Genomic DNA, 16,733 nt, shown 5'->3' on the forward strand with positions numbered 1-16,733 from the left:
TCCTGGCCGTCATCCCGGCGAAAGCCGGGATGACGGATCGCAGGCGTTGACGCTGCCTGACCCGACCTGTTCCAGCCCGCGGGGAGAACACGATGGCCGACCCCATCCACGAAACGCGCGAAGGCAACCTCGACGCACCCACACGCCATCCGCTGGGCCAGCACGAGCCCGCTTTCTGGGACGCCACGGCGCTGGAAGCGGAGATGGAGCGCGTGTTCAACATCTGCCACGGCTGTCGCCGCTGCGTCAGCCTGTGCCACGCCTTCCCCACCCTGTTCGACCTGGTCGACGCGTCGGCGACGATGGAGATCGACGGCGTCGACAAGGCCGACTACCCGAAGGTCACCGAGCAGTGCTACCTGTGCGACCTGTGCTACCAGACCAAGTGCCCGTATACGCCGCCGCACCCGTGGAACGTGGATTTCCCGCACCTGATGCTGCGCGCCAAGGCGGTGGCGTTCGAGCGTGACGGCGCGCCGTTGTCGTCGAGGATCCTGTCCAGCACGCGCACCGTGGGCAAGCTCGCCTCGATCCCGGTGGTGGTGCAGGTGGTCAACGCCGCCAACCGCAACCCGGCCGCGCGCCAGCTGCTGGAAAAGACCCTGGGCGTCGACGCGAACGCGCGCGTGCCCGAGTACCACTCGCCCACCGCGCGCAAACGCCTGCGCGACCTCGACGGCAGCGGCGAAGCGGTGCCCGCCGGCCGCACGCGCGGCAAGGTCGCGCTGTTCGCCACCTGCTATTGCGACCACTCCGACCCGGCAGTGGTCGAAGACCTCGCCGCGGTGCTGGCGCACAACGCGATCCCGACCAAGCTGGTCGAACAGGAAAGCTGCTGCGGCATGCCCAAGCTGGAGCTGGGCGACCTGCAGACGGTGACGAAGTACAAGCAGCGCAACATCCCGGTGCTGGCGAAGATGGCGCGCGAAGGCTGGGATTTCACCGCGGCGATCCCGTCCTGCGTGCTGATGTTCAAGCAGGAGCTGCCGCTGATGTTCCCCGATGACGCCGAGGTGGCGCTGGTACGCGAACGCTTCTTCGACCCGTTCGAGTACCTGGCCGAACGGCACAAGGCCGGCCTGCTCGAGACCGACTTCAAGACGTCGCTGGGCAAGGTCGCCTGGCAGGTGCCCTGCCACCAACGCGTGCAGAAGATCGGCCCGAAGACGCGCGAGATCCTGCAACTGGTGCCGGACACCGAGATCACCACCATCGAGCGCTGCTCCGGCCACGACGGCACCTACGGCGTCAAGCACAAGACCTACGCGCTCTCGCGCAAGCTGGCCAAACCGGTGGAGAATCGCGTCGAGCAAGCCAACCCCGACCACTTCACCAGCGACTGCCCGATGGCCGGCGGCCACATCGCCCACGGCCTCGGCGACCAGCCGGCGGCGGAGCATCCGTTGAGCCTGCTGCGCAAGGCCTACGGAATCTGAGCATGGACAAACTCACCCGCGCCGACCTGCTCGGTCTGGAAACCTACGCGCAGCAGCGCGGCGAGTTCCGCACCCGCGTGATGGCGCACAAGAAGCAGCGCACGGTGCACCTCGGCGAGCACCTCACGCTGATCTTCGAGGACCGCCTGAGCATCCAGTACCAGGTGCAGGAGATGCTGCGCATCGAGCGCATCTTCGAGGCCGCCGGCATCCAGGACGAGCTGGACGCCTACAATCCGCTGATCCCCGACGGCAGCAATCTCAAGGCCACCATGCTCATCGAGTACCCCGACGCCGAACAGCGCAAGCGCGAACTGGTGCGCCTGCGCCACCTCGAGCACGCGATCGCGCTGACCGTGCACGGCCACGCCCCGGTCGCCGCCATCGCCGACGAGGACATGGAGCGCAGCAACGAGGAGAAGACCGCCGCGGTGCATTTCCTGCGCTTCGAACTCGACGCGGCGATGATCGCGGACTGGCGCTCCGGTGCGCCGGTCGCGCTGGCCTCGACGCTGCAGGCGCTGCCGGTCGAGGCGACGCTGGCCCCGCAGCAGCACCGCATGCTGGCGGCGGATTTCGCCTGAGCATGCGCAAACTCCTCGTCGCGGCACTCCTGCTGCTAGTGCTGCTGGGCGTGTTGCGGCACCGCCAGCATCTTCCGCTGCAGCCCGAACCCGGCGTACTCGCCGCCGAAGTACCGGTGCAGGTCGATCTCGACCACGGCGCGCAGCTGCAGCGTGGCGACGTCACCCTGACCACCCGCGCCCACTTCGACATCACCGCGCGCGTGCTGTCGCGCAAGGACTACGCGCGGAGCACCGACGGCGAACTGGTCCCGCTCGATCTCGCGCTCGGCTGGGGCCGCATGTCCGACAGTGCGGTGCTGGACAAGATCGACATCCGCCAGTCCGACCGCTTCTACTACTGGCACGTCGAGGCCTTCCCGATCCCGCGCCGCGAGATCGAGACCTCCAGCGCGAACATGCACATGATTCCCGCCGACCCCGACGTGAAACGCCAGCTCGACCAGGTGCGCCCCGGCCAGCTGGTGCACCTCGAAGGCTTCCTGGTCGACGCCAGCCGTCCCGGCGGCTGGCACTGGAACACCTCGCTGAGCCGCGACGACACCGGCGCGGGCGCGTGCGAGCTGGTCTACGTCGAACGGGTCGACGCCGCGGCGCCATGAGCCATCGGGCCCAGAGCCTGTTCGAGATCTCAGTAACGCAGCAGGCTGTGCAGCGACTTGCCCGCCGGCCAGCGGCTGCGCCCCTGCAGCACGGGCAGTTCGATCACCACGCTGGCGCCGAGCAGCTCGGCGCCGAGGCCACCGACCAGCGCCGCAGCCGCCGCCAGTGTGCCGCCGGTGGCCAGCACGTCGTCGGCCAGCAGCACGCGCTCGCCCGGCCGGAACGCACCGCGTTGCACCTGCAGCTGGTCGCTGCCGTATTCCAGCTGGTAGTCCACGCTCGCCACCGGCGGCGGCAGCTTGCCGGGTTTGCGCAGCGGCACGAAGCCGGCGTGCAGCTTCTGCGCCAGCGCGGCGCCGAAGATGAAACCGCGCGCCTCGATGCCGCACACCGCCTGCACGCCGCTGCCCTGCCACGGCTCAGCCAGTGCGTCGATGCAGCGGGCGAAGCTGCCGGCATCGGCCAGCAGCGGGGCGACGTCGCGGAACATCACGCCGGGGCGGGGAAAATCGGGAACGGCGCGGATCAGTGCGGCAAGGTCTTGCATGGGGTTCCCAGGGCGAAGGCGCGCGGCTCAGCAGGGCGCGGCCAGCGGATCGTCCGGCAGCGCGTCGCCGATCGCCTGCCGCGCCTCGACCAGCCGAGCCTCGACCTCGGCCACAATGCGGCCAGCCTCGGCCAAGCTGGATGCGGGCACCATCACCGCGATGTAATCCATCGCCGGCAACTGGCCAACCCCGCCGGTGAGGTACTCGCCGGCGATGAATGCCGGGATGCCGGCCGCCTCCAGCGCATCCTTGACCAGATGGGCATCGAACAGGTTCTCGGCGCGGTAGGCGGTGTGCATGCCCGCACGCTAACCCGCCCCGCTGCGCGGGGCAAGACTCCCGGCGGCGGTGGCGGCGACAAGGTAAACTTGCCTGTTTCCGCCACCGCTTGCGAGCCCGAGCCGATGCCGACCGAGAACCCCGCCAACGCACCCGCCCCTTCGACGGCCACCGTGCAGCAGGCGGCTCCCCATCAGGACTTCATCCGGCAGATCGTGCGCGACGACCTCGCCGCGGGCAGGCACAGCACGATCCACACCCGCTTCCCGCCAGAACCGAACGGCTACCTGCACATCGGCCACGCCAAGGCGATCTGCCTCTCCTTCGGCATCGCCCGCGAATTCAACGGCTGGTGCAACCTGCGCCTGGACGACACCAACCCGGGCAAGGAAGACCCCGAGTTCGTGCAGGGCATCAAGGACGACGTGCGCTGGCTGGGCTACGACTGGCACGAGCTGCGCCACGCTTCGGACTACTTCGACGTGTTCTACCGCGCCGCGCTCAAGCTGGTCGAGGACGGCCTGGCCTACGTCGACGACCTTTCCGCCGAGGAGATGCGCGCCTACCGCGGCACGCTGACCGAGCCGGGCCGTCACTCGCCGTACCGCGAGCGCAGCGTGGAGGAAAACCTCGACCTGTTCCGCCGCATGCGCGAGGGCGAGTTCGCCGACGGCAGCAAGACGCTGCGCGCAAAGATCGACATGGCCTCGGGCAACATCAACCTGCGCGACCCGGCGCTGTACCGCATCCGCAAAGTCACCCACCAGAATACCGGCGATGCCTGGCCGATCTACCCGATGTACGACTTTGCGCACGCGCTGTCCGACGCGATGGAAGGCATCACTCACTCGCTGTGCACGCTGGAGTTCGAGGATCACCGCCCGCTGTACGACTGGTGCGTGGACAAGGTGGACCTGCCGAACCATCCCGAGCTGTGGCAGTCGGTGGTCGCCGCAGGCCTGGAGGCGAAGCCGGCCAAGCCGCGCCAGATCGAGTTCTCGCGGCTGAACCTTTCCTACTGCATCACCAGCAAGCGCAAGCTGGCGCAACTGGTCGGCGAGCATCATGTGGACGGCTGGGACGACCCGCGCATGAACACTCTGCGCGGCCTGCGCCGGCGCGGCTTCACGCCGGCCGGGCTGCGCCTGTTGATCGAGCGCGTGGGCGTCAGCAAGCAGAACAGCGTGATCGACTACGCGGTGCTGGAAAACTGCATCCGCGAGGATCTGGACGCCACCGCGGCACGCCGGATGGCCGTGCTCGATCCGCTGAAGCTGGTGCTCACCAACCTGCCGGCAGGCCACGAGGAAACGCTGGTCTTCCCGAACCACCCCAAGGACGAGAGCTTCGGCACGCGCGAGGTGCCGTTCGCCCGCGAGCTGTGGATCGAGCGCGACGACTTCGCCGAAGTGCCGCCGAAGGGCTTCCACCGGCTGAAGCCGGAGGGCGAAGTGCGCCTGCGCGGCGTCGGCATCGTGAAGTGCGTCGAGGTCGTCAAGGACGCCGACGGCCAGGTGGTCGAGCTGCGCTGCACGCTCGACCCGGAAACCCGCCACGGCCTGCCCGGCGCCGACCGCAAGGTGAAGGGCACCATCCACTGGGTCAGCGCGACGCACGCGGTGGCCGCCGAGGTGCGCCTGTACGACCGCCTGTTCAGCGTGCCCGCGCCGGACAGCGAGGAGGACGGCAAGAGCTGGCTCGACCACGTCAACCCCGAGGCCAAGCGCGTGGTGCAGGCGTGGCTGGAACCGGCCGCCGCCGGCGTCGAGCCGGAGCAGCGCTTCCAGTTCGAGCGGCTCGGCTACTTCGTCGCCGACCGCGTCGACCACCGCACCGACGCGCCGGTATTCAACCGCACGGTGACCCTGCGCGACGTCTGGGCCAGGCCCGCCGGCCAGTAAGCAGATCGGCCCACGAACGGAGCGAAGGCATGCTGCCGCTGCAAATCCATCTCACCCTGCCGCCGTGGATCGGCGACGTCGCCGACACCAACCGGCGCTACCACAGCGACGAGGAGCGCGTCGGCCTGGCGATCGAGCTGTCGCGGCACAATGTGGATCGCGGCGGCGGCGGCCCGTTCGGCGCGGCCGTGTTCAACAGCCACAGCGGCCGGCTGGTCGCGGTCGGCGTCAACCGCGTGCTGCCGCAGAGCTGCTCGGTCGCGCACGCCGAGATGATGACGATCATGATCGCGCAGCAACGCCTGAGCCGGCACCGGATGAACGAGGACGGCGGCCATTACGTGCTGGCCAGCAGTTCGCAACCCTGCTGCCAGTGCTACGGCGCCACCGTGTGGGCCGGCGTCGACGAGCTGCTGATCGGCGCGCGATCGGAAGACGTCGAGGAACTCACCGAGTTCGACGAGGGCCCGTTGCCGGCCGACTGGGTCGGTGAACTGCAGCGTCGCGGCATCGCGGTACGTCGCGACATCCTGCGCGAGCAGGCGCGCGAGGTACTGGCCGCCTACGGCGCCAGCGGCCAGCCGTATTGAGCCGCTGGCGCGCCGCGCTGCCGCTGGTCCTGCTGGTGCTGGCCGGCATCGTGCTGTTCGCCTCCGGCTCGCTGCATCAGCTGAGCCCGCACCAGCTGGTGGCGCACCAGGCCGAGCTGCACACACAGATCGCCAGCCACCCGTGGCTGACCCGGCTGGCCTTCATCGGGCTGCTGACGCTGACCGTGGCCACCGGCCTCCCCGGCACCATCGTGGTGATCCTGGCCGGCGGCTTCGCCTTCGGCGTGGTCGACGCCACCGTATGCTCCTCGATCGGCCTGACCCTGGGTTCGCTGGTGCTGTACCTGGCCAGCCGCTACGCCTTCGGCGCCGGCAGCCGGCAGCCGCCGGCCATGGTGGCGAAACTGCACCACGGCTTCGAACGCCACCCGGTGAGCTACACCCTGTTCCTGCGCTTCGTGCCGGTGGCGCCGTTCGGCCTGGTCACCATCTGCCTGGCCTGGCTGCGCTGCCCACTGTGGCTGTTCCTCGGCGCCAGCTGGCTGGGCGGCACCGTCTCGCTGATCTTCGAAACCTCGATCGGCGCCGGCCTCGGCGACGCCATGGCCATGAGCCAGGGCGGCAGTTTCGGCATCGGCCTGTTCCTGCACCGCGAAGTACTGCTGCCGCTGGGCGCGATCGCCCTGCTCGCCCTGCTGCCGTTGCTGGTCGAACGCCTCACCCGGCGGCGCCGGCAGGGCACCCGACGCTCCGGCTGAGCGCAGGGCGACCGGCCCCGGCCCGGGGATGCAACCCGGCGCCCGGATGCCCGCGGGCATCCGATCCCCACCGGCTTCGAACGTCCCTGCCCGGGCAAGGACGACCTGCTTTCGGGGCCCGACCGAAAGTTCATGCGCAGGACCGGCAGCGCCGTCGGACGCGCGCCCATCGGCAAATTGACTTTGATGGGGCGACATTCCCTATTGCCACCAGGCATGGCGTCAGCCCGTGACCCAGCACACGGACGGAGTTGTCGGTCAACTGAAACAATACCGGCAACCCTAGGGGGGAAATATGCCAGTTGCGATCCACACCGGCCGACGGTTCGCGTCACTGCCGCGCAGTTATCCGCGTCAAGCGCAGGGCGTGCCGCACTTGCGGGGTTTCACCCTGATCGAGCTGATGATCACGGTGGCGGTCATCGCCATCCTCGCCGCGATCGCCGTGCCCAGCTACTTCCAGTACACCCTGCGCTCCAACCGCTCGGCGGCCGAGAGCGTGATGCAGGAAATCGCCAGCGCGCAGGAACGCTACATGGTCGACGCCCGGCAGTTCGCCGGCAGCCTGACGACGCTCGGCTACAGCGTGCCCAATACTGTGGACCCCAACTACAAAATTGACATGGTGGCTAGCGCGGCTTCCGCCTCGGGTGGCACGGGGCCGGACTACACCATCACGGCCACGCCGAAAAACAGCCAGGTTCGCGACACGGGCTGCGCCACGCTCACGCTCAAAGGCGACGGCAGCAAGCTCGCCAGTACCGGCGCCACGAACTGCTGGAAATGAGCCATGCGCACATCACGTAGCCGCGGCTTCACACTGGTCGAGATGCTGGTCACCCTGGCCATCTTCGCCGTGCTGCTGATGATCGCCATTCCCTCGATGCGGCCGTTCCTGCAATCGCAAAGCGTCAAGAACGCCTCGATGGACATCAATTCCACGGTGGCGCTGGCGCGCAGCGAGGCGATCAAGCGCAACGCCACGGTCGACGTGACGGCCAACAACGCGGCCGACTGGAGCCAGGGCTGGGTGGTCAGCCAGACGGCCGCCAACGTCATCCGCAAGCAGCCCGCCCTCGCCAATATCGTCATCACGCCATCCAGCGGGAGCTTCAGCTTCAGCGGCAACGGCCGGATGACCGGCACCGGCGCCACGTTCACGATCAAACCCGTCAACAAGGCCGGCTCGCAGCCGCTCTGCCTCACCGTCGCGGTGGGTGCCACCGGCCGGGTCGAATCCACCAAGGTCACCTGCCCATGAAGAACCAGACCGGCATGATGCTGATCGAGGCGCTGGTGTCGCTGGTCATCGCGGCGATCGCCTTGCTCGGCACCGTCACCCTGATGGCGAAATCCACGCGCAGCGAGATGGAGTCGTACCAGCGGGTGCAGGCACTGACCCTGGTGCAGGACATGGCCTCGCGCATCAACGCCAACCGGCAGGTCGCCGCGTGCTATTCGAACGGCGCCACCGGCCTCAGCACGACCACCACCCCGCTGCCGGTCTGCGCCACGGGTTCGGCGACCCAGATCGCCACCGCCAACGCCGATCTCGCCGCGTGGAAAAACACCCTGCTCGGCTCCAGCGAAGTTTCCGGCACCTCCAAGGTCGGCGCCATGATCGGCGCCGTGGGCTGCATCGACCAGGTCGACGCCGCCAATCAGATCTATCGCGTCAGCGTCGCCTGGCAGGGCCTGATGCCCACCGCCATACCCGTCCTGACGTGCGGGAAGGCCTCGATCGGCAACACCAACCTGCGGCGCGTGATCAGCGTCCAGATCCAGATCGCCAACCTCACGACGACATGATGACTCCTCGCGCCCACGGCCAGCCCATGTCGCATGCCCGCCAGCAGGCGGGCATGTCCCTGATCGAGTTGATGATCGCCATCGCCATCGGCCTGGCGCTGCTGGCCGGACTCAGTTCGCTGTACGTGTCCACCAGCAAGGCCCGGACGGAGTTCAACAAGACCTCCGAACAGGTCGAGAACGGCCGCTTCGCCCTGCAATCCATCACCCGCGACATCGAGATGGCCGGCTTCTACGGGCGCGCCAGCCAGCTGATTGCCACCTCCAGCTACGCCCTGCCGGACCCCTGCGCCGCGGCGCCGGCCTCGATGGGTTTCAGCACCACGCCGACCGTCACCGTTCCGCTCCCGGTGTACGGGCCAGCGTTGGCCGCCACCGTGCTCCCATGCCTGGCGACCACCTTGCCGAACAGGGCCACGGGCGCGGAAGTCCTCACCGTCAGCTACGTCGCCGGCACCACCACCGCCGCTGCCAACGGTACCGATTACTACGTGCAACGGTCAGGCTGCGAGACGGACAGCGTGCCGCTGGTCTACAGCAAGACCGCCGCCGATTTCACCCTGCACAACAAGGCCGCCGTTGCCGGCGGCACCTGCAGCACCAGCAGCGCTGCCGAGCTGCGCAAGTACGTCATGCGCAGCTACTACGTGGCCACCTGCGACGTGTGCAGCGGCGCCGGCGCCGACACCACGCCGACGCTGAAGATGGCCGAGTTCGTGAACGGCACGATCCAGACCTCCTCGCTGGTCACCGGCATTGAGGACGTGCACTACAGCTACGGCATGGACCTCGACAACAACGGCTCGCCGGACTGCTACGCCGACAACCCGTCCGACACCAGCGCCGTGCCGGCGGCCTGCGCCACCGCGGCGACGGCTGCCTCCTACGCATGGACCGCGTCGGCCACCGCCAACTGGGCCAACGTCGCCGCCGTGCGCATCAACCTGCTTTCGCGCAACCTCGACAGCACCGCCAGCTGGACCGACACCCGCACCTACGCCCTGGGCCGCGCCGCGGCGAACGGCCCGTACGGCGACCACTACAAGCGACACATCTACGGTACCGTCGCCCGCATCTGGAACACCGGCGGCCTGAGGGAGAACCAGTGATGAAGACCTCTCCGTCCCGCGCCTCACAACGCGGCTTCACCCTGGTGATGACGCTGATCTTCCTGGTCATCTTCATGCTCTTCGCCATTTCCATGGTCAGTTCGAGCATGATCAACACCAAGGTCGCCGCCAACCAGCAGTACCGGCTGGAAGCCGGCACCGTGGCACAACAGGGCATCGAGCAGGTGATGAGCCAGCCGTTCATCCGGCTGCCGATCACCACCACCACCCCCGTGCGGGTCGACGTCAACGGCGACGGCAGCACGGATTTCACGGCGCAGGTCGCCCCTCCGGTCTGCCTGGACAGCAAGGTGATCCCGAACGCAACCCTGCCGGTGGGCGATGTGTGCAAGGTGCCCAACAATCCCAACGGCAACCTGATCCTGCCCGGTCCGTCCTCGTCGGTGTCTCCTCCGCCGGCAGCGCCCTCGATGTGCTCGGCGACGGATTGGGACATCCAGTCCAGCGTCACCGACCCGAGCAACACCGCCGTCGCGCTCACCGTGCACCAGGGCGCCTCCGTACAGGTGCCGATCGGCACGCCCTGCCCCTATTAACCTCGCATCCGTCCCCGCGGAGTAGCCGCCATGTCACACGCACGCTCCAACCTGAACCGCCGGTTGCGCATCTTCGCCCTGATCGCCGCGGCGCTGACGCTGCCAGGCATGGCCAGCGGCGAGGACATCGACCTGTACACCGGCAACGCGATCAATGGCGGGCAGCCGAACGTGCTGCTGGTCATGGACAACGCGGCGAACGGCAATTCCGCCACCACGATAGCCCCCGGCAGCAACTGCCCCACCTGGATCGCCTCCAATCCCAAGGCGCATGACTTTGAGGCATGCGCGCTTTACAACATGATCGGCTCCATCGGGGCTCCGACCAGCGCGCTGAACGGCCAGGTCAACATGGGCCTGATGATGTTCAACGGGGCCAATGGCGGGTTGTTCTTCTATCCGAACCCCTCGCCGACGCCGCCCGGCCCCCTGCCCCTGCTGGACACCACCCGTGCCGCCACCTTCCAGAGCGCGATCGCCGGCACGCCCGGCGGCGGAACCGGCCCCGGTACGGCGGCCGTCAGTACCAACTCGAACAATCTCGACGAATCGATGGAGGAGGCCTGGGCTTTCTTCACCGGCACCACCGGTCTGTCGGGGACCAAGTACACCACGCCGATCAACAACGCCTGCCAGAAGAATTTCATCATCTACCTGGCCAATGTGAGCGGCAGCAATGCCCCCAAGACCGCCAACAGCGTCACGTCGGCACAAACGACGCTGGCCACGGCCATGGGCGTCCCCGCCAGCACCAACCCCATGTCGCCGCCGATGATTCCGCTGAACCCGACGGGTGACCAGCAGAACTGGGGCGACGAATGGGCGAAGTTCATGTACCAGTCCGACCTGTCCGGTATTTCCGCCTCGGTCGAGCACAACCCGCAGAACATCATCACCTACACCATTGCCGTTTCGAATGGCTGCGAGGCCACGCAGCAGAAATGCGTTGATCACATCAACCTGATCAAGAGCATGGCCGCCAATGGCGGCGGCAAGTACTTCTACGTGAGCGCAGGTGATGTGAGCGGCCTGATCGAGGCACTGACCACGATCCTCAACGAAGTGCAGGCGACCAACAGCGTATTTGCCTCGGTGAGCCTGCCGGTCGCCGTGAACGCCCAAGGTACCTCGCTCAACCAGGTTTATGTCGGCATGTTCCGTCCGGATGCCACCGCCGCGCCGCGCTGGGCGGGCAACCTCAAGCAGTACCAGCTCGGCTACGACAGCAACAACGACGTGGTGCTGGACGACTCGCTGGGCAACCCGGCGATCAGCAACGCCGGCACCGGCTTCATTTCACCCACCGCGCTCAGCTTCTGGACCGCAGACCACCAGACCGGTACCCCGCGCGACGGCCCGTTCACCATCACCGCCAGCGGCTATAGCAGCAGCATCGTCGCCAACTGGCCGACCAATGGTTTCTGGGTCAACCACTCGACCGGCGCGGGCGGCGCCTTCGATGCCCCGGATGGCGAGGTCGTCGACAAGGGCGGCGTGGCCGCAATGATCCGCGCGGACTACCTCACCGACCAGTCGACGCGGGTGATCTACACCTGCACCAGCGTGGGCGGCTGCCCCACCTCCGGCACGCTGCCCACGTTCGACGCCACCACGCTGGCCGGCAACAGCCTGTTCGGCACCAGCTCGACCACGACCCCCACCACCACCGACCTGATCAACTGGATCCGCGGCACGGACAACAACACCGGTACCGGTGCCGAGAGCCCGGCCGGGCCGGGCAGCCCGGTCACCGTTCGGCCGTCCGTCCACGGCGACGTGCTGCATTCGCGGCCGGCGGTCGTCAACTACGGCGGCTCCATCGGCATCGTGGCGTTCTACGGTTCCAACGACGGCCTCTTCCACGCCGTCAACGGCAACAAGGATGCCACCGCGCCCGGCGTCATCAAGATGACCAGCGGACGACTGGTGCGCCCAGGCGGCGAACTGTGGTCGTTCATCGCCCCCAATTTCTTCAGCAGATTCCAGCGCCTGTACAACAACAGCCCGCTGCTTACGCTGGGCGCCGCCAGCGGCAGCGGCAAGCCCTACTTCTTCGACGGCACCACCACGGTCTATCAGGACCTGCGCAACGCCGCCAGCCCGAAGACCTACATCTACGTCACGGCGCGCCGCGGCGGCCGGCTGATCTACGCGTTCGACGTGAGCGACCCGCTCCAGCCACCGATTTTCTTGTGGAGCAAGACCAACGCCGACATCCCCGAACTCGGCCAGACCTGGTCGCAACCCAAGCTGGCGCTGGTCAAGGGCCACACTGACCTCAGCAGCGGCAATCCCATCCCGGTGGTCGTCATGGGCGGTGGCTACGACACCGCCGAGGATACGGATCCGGTCGCCACAGCCGACACCATGGGGCGCGCGATCGTGGTGCTGGATGCGTTCAACGGCAGCACGGTGTGGAGCGCCTGCCCATCCGGCTGCACGGCTGCGGTACCTGGCATGACCTATGCGATCCCGTCCGACATCACCCTGCTCGATCGCAACGGCGACGGCTACACCGACCGCCTCTACACCGGCGACCTCGGGGGCAACATCTGGCGCGTCGACGTGGACGACACTTCCCCCGCCAACTGGCAGGTGACCAAGCTTGCCAGCCTGCGCACCACCGGCACCGGCACCGGCAGCGCCTGCGCCACCAACCCCACCGGCGCGCGCAAGTTCTTCTACCCCCCCGATGTCACGCCGACCTCCAGCTTCGACGCGGTGGTGGCCGCCAGCGGCGACCGCGAGCATCCTCTGGCGACCAACGCATCCTCCTGCGTGGTCAACCGCTTCTACATGCTGAAGGACACCAACACCGGCACCAGCGTGGCCACCGGCTGGACCACGATCACCCAAGCCATGCTCACCAACGAGACCGGCGCCGCCGCCGGAACGACCCCTCCCTACTCCTCCACCAGCACCACGTCGGGGTTCTATGTCACCCTGACCCACTCGGGCGAGAAGGCGGTGAACGCGCCGCTGACCGTGGCCGGCTACACCTACTTCGGCACCAACACCCCGGCCGATCCGAAGCTGAACCCCAGCATGTGCTACCCGAACCTGGGTATCGCACGCGGCTACGCGATCGACTTCCGGACCGGCGCCGGCCAGAACAGCAACGGCTACATCGTCTTCGACGGTGGCGGCCTGCCGCCCTCGCCGGTGTTCGGCCTGGTCGAAGTCAATCCCGGCAGCGGCGTGTACACCCCGGTGCTCATCGGCGGCGGTAACCAGACCGGCACCGGCGGCGGCAACAACAGCTCGGCGCTGGGCGCCCAGAAGGTCACTCCGCCCAATACCGGCAAGCGCAAGCGCACCTACTGGTTCACTGAAGGCCTGAGATAGTCGCCGGACCCGGCAGGCGCGACCATCCCGTCGCGCCTGCACCACGACTCCGGGCGAGGGGGCGTTCGCGCTGGTCGTCGCCCTCGCGACCGGCACCACGATGCCACCCTATCCGACACCACCATGAACACCGACCCGATCGACCATGCGTCGCGGGGTGTCGCCGCCGGTACCGACTCGCCGGGAGCAGACATACCACCCCGTGTCCCGATACAGCTGTCAATCTGCGCATTTCGCGCTAGTGTTGCGCCAGACTCAGATCATCCAGATGCATGGGACAAGGGCTGAACCTGGCCCGGCGTGCTGGTGCGGGGCAATGCGCGGGAGGTATGGGGCAGATGGACATGGCGACCAAGTCCTGGCCTGCGCGCCTGTGGCAGCGCACGACGCTGACGCAGCGCCTCGCCTTCGTGGCGCTGGTGCCCGCCCTGGTCACCGCCGCGCTGCTGGTGACCCTGTTGACCCAGCGCCAGTTGGCCAACCTGCGCCAGGTCGCGCACGACAACGCCGAGGCCATCGCCACCCAGGCGGCCTCGATCAGCCTGCAGCCGCTACGCACGGAGCAACTGCGCGAACTGGCTCGAATCGCCGATTCGGTCGGCGAACTGCCACACGTGACGCGCGTGCAGATCCGCAGCGATGCCGGCCAGATCCTGGCCGACCATCACGAGCCCGATACCAGCCGCGATCCGCGGGAAACCCTGACCGTGGTGCGCAATGTGGTCGATCGCGAGCAATCGGAAAAAGACGCCTTGGGCTCGGTGCTGGTGGATGTGAGCCTGCATGATGCGATCGCCGCGCAACGCGCCAGCCTGCGCTATGCGCTGATCGCCCTGGCACTGAGCCTGCTCGTTGCCGGCATGATCGGCTGGCAGGCCGCGCGCCGGATCAGCGCGCCGCTGCGCCACCTGGCCGGTGCCGTGCGGCAACTGGGCCAGGGCAGCCGCCAGGTGATGGTGGCAGTGACCGATCGCACCGAAATCGGCGAACTGCAGCAGGGCTTCAACCAAGCGGCCGCGGCACTGCACGACATACAACTCGGCATGGAACAGCAGATCGAGCAGGCCACGCAGGAACTGGCCCGCAAGAATGCCGCGCTGGAAGCGGCCAGTCTGGCCAGGTCGCGCTTCCTGGCGGCGGCCTCGCACGACCTGCGCCAGCCGCTGTACGCGCTTACCCTGCTCTCCTCCGCGCTGGCGGTCGACGAGCACGATCCGCAGCGGCTGGACCGGATCGCGCACATCCAGGAATGCGTGCAATCGCTCGACCACCTGTTCGGCGAACTGCTCGATCTGTCGCGGCTGGAAACCGGTGCGGTGCAAGTCGAGGTCAGCGAGTTTCCGCTCGACCAGGTCTTCGCCGAAGTCAGCCGCAATTTCGACATGGTCGCCGAGCAGCGCGGGCTGCAGCTGGCCACCCACCCTGCCGGGCTGTGGGTACGCAGCGACCGCACCATGCTCATCCGCATCCTCAACAATCTGGTCAGCAACGCCCTGCGCTTCACGCATCACGGCGGCACGCTGGTCGGCGCCCGCCGCGCCGGCAACGGCCGGGTGCGCATCGAGGTGTGGGACACCGGCCGCGGCATCGCGCCGGAGCACCGGCCCAGCGTGTTCGACGAGTTCTACCGCATCGACGACCACCCCGACACCGGACTCGACGACGGCTCACGTTCGGGCCTGGGCTTGGGGCTGGCGACGGTGCAGCGGCTGGCGGAGCTGCTCGATACCGAAGTTCAGGTGAAATCCCGACTCGGCCGAGGCAGCGTGTTCCATTTCCTGCTGCCGGGCGCCGGCGCGCGGGCGGCTTTGTCGGAGCCCGACGACGACGAACCCGCCGATCTGGCCGGCAAGCGTGTGCTGGTCGTGGACGACGACCCGGCCATCCTGTCCGGCATCCGCTTCCTGCTGCGCAGCTGGGGTTGCAAGGTGGAAGTGGCCGAGGACCGGCTGCAGGCGCTGGAGGCCGTCGAAAACTGGCCGGGGCCGCCCGATATCGTGATCTGCGACCTGCTCCTGCGCGGCGGCGAACGCGGCCCCGACGTCTTCGCCGCGCTCGACCAGCACTACCGGCGCGATGGCAACACGCCGTTTGCGCGCCTGCTGGTCACCGGCGAAACCCGCATCGACTGCCTGCGCGAAATCATCGCCGCGAAGATCCCGCTGCTGTACAAGCCGGTTTCGCCGCAACAACTTCGCCGCGCGATGACCTCGGCCTGGACCGTTGCCCGCGACGACGGCTGAAGCCGCACACGGCCGCCGGCAGGAAAAAAAAAGCGCCCATTGGGGCGCTCTGAAAACTGGTGGGTCGTCCGGGACTCGAACCCGGGACCAATAGATTAAAAGTCTACTGCTCTACCAACTGAGCTAACGACCCGTCATGGCAAAACTCAAGCGGTCAATTTTACGGGCTGGGCGACAGCGGCACAAGCAAGCGCGCCCGGCGCTCAGGCGTAGCGCGTGGGATCGGCCAGCCCCGCCTCGCGGAAGCCCTGCGCGCGCAACCTGCAGGCATCGCAATGGCCACAGGCGCGACCATCACTGTCGGCCTGGTAGCAGCTGACCGTGGCGGAGAAGTCCACGCCGAGGCGCTGGCCTTCGCGCGCAATGTCGGCCTTGCTCATGCGCATCAGCGGCGCGTGGATGCGGATGCCGGCGCCTTCCACACCGGCCTTCGTGGCGACATTGGCCAATTGCTCGAACGCCGCGATGAAAGCGGGGCGGCAATCCGGATAGCCCGAGTAGTCGACCGCGTTGACCCCGCACCAGATGTCGCTGGAGCCGAGCACCTCGGCCCAGCCCAGCGCGATCGACAGCATGATGGTGTTGCGCGCCGGCACGTAGGTCACCGGAATGGCGTCGCTGTCGGCGGTATCCAGCGGCACGTCGATGTCGGCGGTCAGCGCGGAGCCGCCGATACTGCGCAGGTCGATGCCGACGGTCTTGTGCTCGATCGCACCGAGCATCTTCGCCACGCGGTCGGATGCAGCCAGCTCCGAGCTGTGGCGCTGGCCGTAGGCCACGCTCAGCGCATGCACCTGGTAACCCTGCTCTCGCGCGATGGCGATGGTAACGGCCGAATCCATGCCGCCGGAGACGAGCACGACGGCCTTGCGGGGAGGTGTTTCAGACATGGGGTTCATCCACTGGGGTACAGCCGGTCACCGGCCGGAAAGCGCATGCAGCGACACAGGCCACGGCGCGTAAAACAGGAGTGCGTGGAGAGGAGTGAGGAGTGAGCGTGCACGGCGCGC

At 67.9% G+C, this 16,733-nt stretch carries 16 protein-coding genes and 1 tRNA gene; 13 read left to right on the forward strand and 4 right to left on the reverse strand.

Annotated elements, in window-relative coordinates; all coding sequences use genetic code 11:
- Positions 1-92: 92 nt before the first annotated feature.
- Genes RHOOR92_RS0117340 through RHOOR92_RS0117350 form a run of 3 tightly spaced genes read left to right on the forward strand, consistent with a single transcriptional unit; the run spans position 93 to position 2,622 of the window.
- Complete coding sequence (locus tag RHOOR92_RS0117340) at positions 93-1,436, forward strand: heterodisulfide reductase-related iron-sulfur binding cluster (protein WP_027490822.1); 1,344 nt, start codon at positions 93-95, stop codon at positions 1,434-1,436.
- A gap of 2 nt (positions 1,437-1,438) precedes the next feature.
- Positions 1,439-2,020: a DUF3501 family protein gene (locus RHOOR92_RS0117345; RefSeq protein ID WP_027490823.1), complete on the forward strand. Its 582-nt coding sequence runs from the start codon at positions 1,439-1,441 to the stop codon at positions 2,018-2,020.
- Positions 2,021-2,022: 2 nt separating this feature from the next.
- Positions 2,023-2,622: a hypothetical protein gene (locus RHOOR92_RS0117350; protein ID WP_027490824.1), complete on the forward strand. Its 600-nt coding sequence runs from the start codon at positions 2,023-2,025 to the stop codon at positions 2,620-2,622.
- 29 nt (positions 2,623-2,651) lie between these two features.
- Here RHOOR92_RS0117350 and RHOOR92_RS0117355 read toward each other — a convergent pair whose 3' ends face one another.
- Positions 2,652-3,170, reverse strand: a complete 519-nt coding sequence (locus RHOOR92_RS0117355) for an adenine phosphoribosyltransferase (protein WP_027490825.1) — start codon at positions 3,168-3,170, stop codon at positions 2,652-2,654.
- A gap of 27 nt (positions 3,171-3,197) precedes the next feature.
- A complete protein-coding gene (locus tag RHOOR92_RS0117360) occupies positions 3,198-3,470 on the reverse strand; it encodes a DUF2007 domain-containing protein (RefSeq protein WP_027490826.1) in 273 nt (90 codons plus the stop codon).
- Positions 3,471-3,575: 105 nt separating this feature from the next.
- On the opposite strand from RHOOR92_RS0117360, the gene RHOOR92_RS0117365 reads away from it, so the two are divergent.
- From RHOOR92_RS0117365 to RHOOR92_RS0117410, 10 genes are all read left to right on the forward strand, one after another.
- Positions 3,576-5,351, forward strand: a complete 1,776-nt coding sequence (locus RHOOR92_RS0117365) for a glutamine--tRNA ligase/YqeY domain fusion protein (RefSeq protein ID WP_027490827.1) — start codon at positions 3,576-3,578, stop codon at positions 5,349-5,351.
- 29 nt (positions 5,352-5,380) lie between these two features.
- The gene (locus RHOOR92_RS0117370; protein WP_027485347.1) at positions 5,381-5,941 is read left to right on the forward strand and encodes a nucleoside deaminase; all 561 of its coding nucleotides are present in this window, start codon (positions 5,381-5,383) and stop codon (positions 5,939-5,941) included.
- Positions 5,938-6,660 (forward strand): VTT domain-containing protein, encoded by a 723-nt coding sequence (locus RHOOR92_RS0117375; protein WP_007507283.1) that lies wholly within the window; start codon positions 5,938-5,940, stop codon positions 6,658-6,660. Before RHOOR92_RS0117370 ends, RHOOR92_RS0117375 begins: the two co-directional genes overlap by 4 nt.
- A gap of 367 nt (positions 6,661-7,027) precedes the next feature.
- Positions 7,028-7,447 carry a type IV pilin protein gene (locus tag RHOOR92_RS0117380; RefSeq protein WP_255325566.1) on the forward strand — a complete coding sequence of 140 codons (420 nt, stop codon included), beginning with the start codon at positions 7,028-7,030 and terminating at the stop codon, positions 7,445-7,447.
- Between the two features lie 3 nt (positions 7,448-7,450).
- Positions 7,451-7,921: a GspH/FimT family pseudopilin gene (locus RHOOR92_RS0117385; protein ID WP_007507286.1), complete on the forward strand. Its 471-nt coding sequence runs from the start codon at positions 7,451-7,453 to the stop codon at positions 7,919-7,921.
- Positions 7,918-8,469 (forward strand): type IV pilus modification protein PilV, encoded by a 552-nt coding sequence (pilV, locus tag RHOOR92_RS0117390; protein WP_007507288.1) that lies wholly within the window; start codon positions 7,918-7,920, stop codon positions 8,467-8,469. The genes RHOOR92_RS0117385 and pilV overlap by 4 nt, the downstream gene beginning before the upstream one ends.
- Positions 8,470-8,495: 26 nt before the next feature.
- Positions 8,496-9,578 carry a PilW family protein gene (locus RHOOR92_RS0117395; protein WP_007507289.1) on the forward strand — a complete coding sequence of 361 codons (1,083 nt, stop codon included), beginning with the start codon at positions 8,496-8,498 and terminating at the stop codon, positions 9,576-9,578.
- Complete coding sequence (locus tag RHOOR92_RS0117400) at positions 9,578-10,135, forward strand: pilus assembly PilX N-terminal domain-containing protein (protein WP_007507291.1); 558 nt, start codon at positions 9,578-9,580, stop codon at positions 10,133-10,135. Before RHOOR92_RS0117395 ends, RHOOR92_RS0117400 begins: the two co-directional genes overlap by 1 nt.
- A gap of 30 nt (positions 10,136-10,165) precedes the next feature.
- On the forward strand, positions 10,166-13,480 hold the full coding sequence (locus RHOOR92_RS0117405) for a PilC/PilY family type IV pilus protein (protein ID WP_007507293.1): 3,315 nt from the start codon (positions 10,166-10,168) through the stop codon (positions 13,478-13,480).
- A 344-nt stretch (positions 13,481-13,824) separates the two neighbouring features.
- Complete coding sequence (locus tag RHOOR92_RS0117410; protein WP_231378425.1) at positions 13,825-15,723, forward strand: hybrid sensor histidine kinase/response regulator; 1,899 nt, start codon at positions 13,825-13,827, stop codon at positions 15,721-15,723.
- A gap of 57 nt (positions 15,724-15,780) precedes the next feature.
- Here the strand turns inward: RHOOR92_RS0117410 and RHOOR92_RS0117415 are convergent.
- A tRNA-Lys gene (locus RHOOR92_RS0117415) sits at positions 15,781-15,856 on the reverse strand.
- 70 nt (positions 15,857-15,926) lie between these two features.
- Positions 15,927-16,613: a 7-cyano-7-deazaguanine synthase QueC gene (queC, locus tag RHOOR92_RS0117420; RefSeq protein ID WP_015446905.1), complete on the reverse strand. Its 687-nt coding sequence runs from the start codon at positions 16,611-16,613 to the stop codon at positions 15,927-15,929.
- Positions 16,614-16,733 lie beyond the last annotated feature (120 nt).

The organism is Rhodanobacter sp. OR92, assembly GCF_000427545.1.
Lineage (GTDB): Bacteria > Pseudomonadota > Gammaproteobacteria > Xanthomonadales > Rhodanobacteraceae > Rhodanobacter > Rhodanobacter denitrificans.